Origin of the sequence: Rhodopseudomonas sp. (assembly GCF_048594845.1) — a bacterium.
Taxonomy (GTDB): Bacteria; Pseudomonadota; Alphaproteobacteria; order Rhizobiales; family Xanthobacteraceae; genus Rhodopseudomonas.
On record NZ_JBMDXE010000377.1, the window covers coordinates 1 to 5,244 of the forward strand.

The 5,244-nt window shown below is 67.3% G+C and carries 5 protein-coding genes; 1 reads left to right on the forward strand and 4 read right to left on the reverse strand.

The features are described from left to right. On the forward strand, positions 1-1,098 hold a 1,098-nt coding region (locus ACOJTD_RS25945; protein ID WP_420135722.1), incomplete at its 5' end, for a cytochrome P450. Positions 1,099-1,282: 184 nt separating this feature from the next. Here ACOJTD_RS25945 and ACOJTD_RS25950 read toward each other — a convergent pair. From ACOJTD_RS25950 to ACOJTD_RS25965, 4 genes are all read right to left on the reverse strand, one after another. After that, entirely contained in the window at positions 1,283-1,555 is a 273-nt protein-coding gene (locus ACOJTD_RS25950; protein ID WP_420135723.1) for a hypothetical protein, read from the reverse strand. A gap of 73 nt (positions 1,556-1,628) precedes the next feature. Continuing rightward, positions 1,629-3,575, reverse strand: a complete 1,947-nt coding sequence (locus ACOJTD_RS25955; protein WP_420135724.1) for an alkyl/aryl-sulfatase — start codon at positions 3,573-3,575, stop codon at positions 1,629-1,631. Between the two features lie 304 nt (positions 3,576-3,879). After that, on the reverse strand, positions 3,880-4,260 hold the full coding sequence (locus ACOJTD_RS25960; protein WP_420135725.1) for a hypothetical protein: 381 nt from the start codon (positions 4,258-4,260) through the stop codon (positions 3,880-3,882). A 78-nt stretch (positions 4,261-4,338) separates the two neighbouring features. Continuing rightward, positions 4,339-5,244, reverse strand: a 906-nt coding sequence (locus ACOJTD_RS25965; protein WP_420135726.1) for a small ribosomal subunit Rsm22 family protein, incomplete at its 5' end; no start/stop codon positions are given.

A 5,244-nucleotide genomic window follows, 5' to 3' on the forward strand; every position in this document is an offset into this window, starting at 1 on the left:
AGCGAGCCGGCGCAGATGTGGGTGCTGTCGCGCTACATCGACGTCGCCGGCGCCGGCACTAACTGGCAGGTGTTCTCCTCGGCGCAGGGCAATCTGATGACCGAGTTGCCGAACCGCGCCGGCGCCACGCTCGGCACCACCGATCCTCCGCGCCACGACCGGCTGCGCGGCCTGGTGCAGCACGCCTTCATGAAGCGCAATCTCGAAGCGCTCGCCGAGCCGATGCGCGACATCGCCCGCGAAGCGGCCGAGGCGTTGCGCGGTCGTGAGCAGTTCGAGTTCATCGCCGACTTTTCGTCGAAATTCACCGTGCGGGTGCTGTTCGCAGCCTTGGGCCTGCCGCTCGGCGACGAGCAGACGGTGCGCGACAAGGCGGTGTTGATGGTGCAGAGCGATCCGGTGACGCGCGCCAAAGGCCCCGAGCATCTCGCCGCCTATGCCTGGATGCAGGACTACGCGGCCGGCGTCATCGCGCAGCGCCGCGCGTCGCCGCAGAACGACCTAATCTCGCATTTCTCGATGGCCGAAATCGACGGCGACCGGCTCGACGAACGCGAAGTGCTGCTGACCACCACGACGCTGATCATGGCCGGCATCGAGTCGCTCGGGGGCTTCATGAGCATGCTGGCGTTGAACCTCGCCGATTTCGTCGACGTCCGCCGCGCCGTCGCGGCCGATCCGTCGCTGCTGCCCGACGCCGTCGAAGAATCGCTGCGCTACAACACCTCGGCGCAGCGTTTCAAACGCTGCCTGCAGAGCGACCTGACGCTGCACGGCGTCACGATGAAGGCCGGCGACTTCGTCTGCCTGGCCTACGGCTCGGCCAATCGCGACGATCGGCAGTTTCCGAATGCCGATGTGTATGACCTCAAGCGCAAGCCGAAGGGCCATCTCGGCTTCGGCGGCGGCGTCCACGCCTGCCTCGGCTCGGCGATCGCCCGCATGGCCATCAAGATTGCCTTCGAGGAGTTTCACAAGGTGGTGCCGGACTACACGCGCGCCGCGCCGCAACTCGACTGGATGCCGTCTTCCACCTTCCGCAGCCCGCTGCGGCTGGAGATGACGGTGGAGAGCGCCGCGACGCGGCATGCAGCGTAGCTGGGCCCGTCATCCTGAGGTGCGAGCGCAGCGAGCCTCGAAGGATGACTGCAACGGGGAATGCGGAATTTCACCCCGTACGCGTGGCTATCCTTCGAGGCCCGGCGCACCGCGTTGGCGCGCGCTGCACCGAGCACCTCAGGATGACGCCGCGGCTGGGATGGTCCCTCGGCGACGGCTCGAACTACTTTTCTTCACCCAGTATTAGCGCCAGGCCAGTAAGCGTCGCGACGACGCCGAACGCCAACGCGCACGTCACCGTGAAATCGGTGAGGCGGAAACCGGCCGGGTCGAGCGCCATCAGCACCGGCCGAATGCCGTACGTGTCGGAGCGGGTCGTTAGCAGCGCGAAAGCGAGGCCGAGCGCAACGCCCATCATGGCGTGGCCGGCGAGCGCCAGCGTGCGGGTGACAGCCTTGGGCGATAATCTGCGGGTCCGCGGGTCGGGAATCGGCATGCGGCGACTCCTGATTCGAGGCGGCAACGCATCCCTCTGCGTGCCGTTCCAGGCGCGGGCCGAATTGCCGGCCTCAGCTCACCGACGTTGGCTTCGGCTCGACGATCTCGAACATCCGCGGAAATTCGTCCATCAGTGCCATCAGCTCGGCGAGCTTCATCGGGTTGCCGCTGACTTGGATGCGACCGGCCATCACGGCTTCGGGGAACGAGGTCTGCTTGGCGATCACCTCGTCAAGCACGCCGCGCGCCAGCACGAAGCCGGCGTCCGCGTTCGGCGCCGGCGCGGCTTCGATGTAGGTCAGCGCGCAGTTTTCCAGCGTCAGCACCCAGCGCTCGGCTGTGTCTGTGAACTGCCAGTTCAGCACGATGGTCTTGCCTTCGGCCTTGGGGCCGTTGAGGCGGATGCCGAGCACGTCCCACAGCTGCGAGGTCTTCAGCGCCGCCAGCGTGTCGCGCGGCATCGGCGGCCGCGCCGGCACCTGCGGCATGCCGTGGCGCAGCTCCTGCGCGCCGAACAAATAGGCGTTGCGCCAGGTCGCGCTTTCGGACTGATAGCCCAATTGTTCGAACGTGTCGGCGAGCAGCAGCCGGCCGTCCTGATTGTTCGGCTCGGCGAACACCAGATGGCTCAGCGCCTGCGCGACGAAACGAAACTCGCCGCGCTCGAAATCGGCGCGCGCTTTGGCGAGCAGCGCGGCGGCGCCGCCCATGTACTCGACATACTTCTTGCCGGCGTCGGTCGGCGGCAGCGGATCGAGGTTGGCCGGGTTGGCGTCGTACCAGCCGAGATATTTCTGGTAGATCGCCTTCACGTTGTGGCGGATGTGGCCGTAATAGCCGCGCGCATGCCAGGCACCGTCGAGGCTCTTCGGCAGCCGGATGGTCTCGGCGATCTCGCTGGCGGTGAGGCCGTGATTCATCAGCCGCAGCGTCTGGTCGTGCGCGTACTTGTAGAGGTCACGCTGTTGCCGGATCATCTCGTCGATCCGCTCACTGCCCCACACCGGCCAATGGTGCTGGCCGCACATCGCCTCGGCCTTGCCGCCCCACAGTTGCAGCGCCTCGCCGAGATAGCGCGACCACGCCAGCGCGTCGCGCACGTCGGCGCCGCGGAACGGCAGCAGATTGTGGAAATTGTGGGTGCAGTTCTCGGCGAGGTTCAACAGCTTGTAGCGCGGGATAAAGAAATGCATCTCGGCCGGCGCTTCGGAATTCGGCGCCATCTGGAATTCGAAGGTGACACCGTCGATCGTCCGGGTGTCGCCGGTCGCCTTGATCAGATCGGTCGGCCGCAGCAGCGACACCGAGCCCATCGCCATCGACTTGCCGAGACCGCAATCGATCTGGCCGCGCTCGCCCTTGGCGAGCAGCGGGCCGAACTGCGACTGCGCGCGCCGCAGCATCGCCGGCCCGGCGATGACGTTCTCGGAGACGGCGTGCTCCATGAACAAATCGGGCGCGATGATCGGCACGCTGCCGCGCGCCAGCGTGTCCTCGTCCAGCACGCCGCGTGCGCCGCCCCAATGGTCGGTGTGGGTATGGGTGAAGATCACCGCCACCACCGGCCGCTCGCCGCGATGCTGGGCGTAGAGCTGTAGCGCGGCGCGGGCGCCCTCGATCGAAGTCAGCGTGTCGACCACGATGACGCCGCTGTCGCCTTCGATCAGCATCATGTTGGCGATGTCGAGGCCGCGCACCTGGTACACGCCGGGCCCCACCTCGAACAGGCCGTGATGCATGTTGAGCCGCGACTGCCGCCACAGGCTGGGATCGACCGTGGGCGGCGCGGTCTCGCTGTCAAGGAAACGATAGGGCGCCAGCGACCACACCGTGCGGCCCTGCGTCGACATGATCGTGGCATCGTCGATGCTGCCGAGAAAGCCGCGCCGCGCTTCATCGAAATCCCGCGTGTCGGAAAACGGCAACTCTTCCAGCACCGCCTGATGCCGCGCGATCACCGGCGCGGTCGCATCCTTGGCGGCGCGTGCAGAATCGGGATTGTGACCAGCGTCGCTCATCGTTTCCCCCGCGCGTTTGTTGTGGTTACTGCGCGGCGGCATTCAACAGGATGCCAAATCGGATTGCAAAGTCCGATCGGACACCTGACAGATTTGTAATGCGACGCGTAGTTGCGCTGCGGGAAGCGGAGGGCGTCGACGTCGCGCCACGTCCCGTTACTTCGTCATGGCCGGGTTCGGCCCGCCTGCGCGGCCGAAGCCGCTTCGGCGCGGCGAAGGCCCGGCCATCCACGCCTTTCCTGCATTTTCGTCGGTAAGGCGCGGATGCCCGGCGCAGGCCGGGCATGACGGGCGTGAACGATGACTACGGCTTGGCGATGTGCCAGGCTCCGTTGAGGAAGCCGTCGCCGGTGGTGTCGCCGGGCTTCATGTCCTTGGCGAAGGTGTAGAGCGGCTTGCCCTTGTAGGCCCACATCTTGCTGCCGTCGTCGCGGGTGACGATCGTCATGTCGGCGGTCGGCTTGGCGTCGGCGGCGGCCATCAGCGGCGGCCAGTTGGTGGCGCAGGGGCCGTTGCACATCGACTTGCCGCCGGCATCCTTGTCGAAGGTGTAGAGCGTCATGCCTTTGGCGTCGACGAAGGTCTTGCCGGCGGCGGTGTCGGCGGTCTTGAGCATCTGGGCGGACGCGGCGGTGGCGATCAGCGCGAAGCCGGCGGCGGCGAGTAGCGTGAGCGTGCGGGACATCTGTTACTCCTGGTCAGCGGGGCGACGCGGGCGCGTCCTCCTCACCAACAGCGCCGCGCGCCGATTATTCCCGCCGGATTACTCCGACGACTCGCTGCTGATCGTATCGCCCCAGGAGAGCCGACGGAAACGGGCGTAAGCGGCCTTGTCGCGCCGCGGCGCGACGGCCATGTCGAGCCCGTGCGGCGTGCACAGCTTGGCGGTGATCGCCACCTTGGTCTGCACCGGCTGCGCCAGCACGCGCGACGGCCGCGCTGGCGGCGGCGTGCGGCTGAGTGCGACGTAGCTGAATTTTTCATCCTCATAGGGAAGTTCGGCGCCCTTGAGGTGTTGATGCAATCTGGACCGCGGCAGCCGCTGCACGAAGTGACACCAGTCCGGCGCCTGCAGCGGACACGCGGCGTCGTGCGGACACGGCGCGATCACATGCGCGCCCTGCGCGATCAGCCGCGCGCGAGCGTTGAGGATGCGTTGGTAGCCGGCCGGCGTGCCGGGCTCGACGATCAGCAGCGTGCCGGCCGTGGCGCGCCATAGCGCATCGGCGAGTTGGTCGCGCGCTGCATCGCCGAGTTCGTTGATAACGTAGCTGGCGATCACCAGATCGGCGGTCTGCGCTTGGCCGAGAAGTTTGAGCGCACCGCCGAGCTGGTAGTCGAGCGTCGCGGCGCGTGGGCGATCGTGCGCCAGCGTCAACGCCAGCTCGCGTAGCGCCGGGTTGGCGTCGAGTAGCGTCAGTGTGCCGAGTGTCTCGAACGCCTGCATTGCGGCGAACGACGCGGTTCCGGGCCCGGCGCCGACGTCGAGCAGTGTGTGCGGGGCGAAGTCGGGCGTGATCTCGGTGAGCGCATTGAGACTCGCCGCCACCGCCGCATACGTCGCCGGCATCCGCGCCCCGGCATAGGCGATCGCATCGGTCGCGCTGACGATCGGCGCCGAAGTGCCGCCGTCGCGATAGGTTTTGGAAATCGCCGCCGCCCGTGTCGC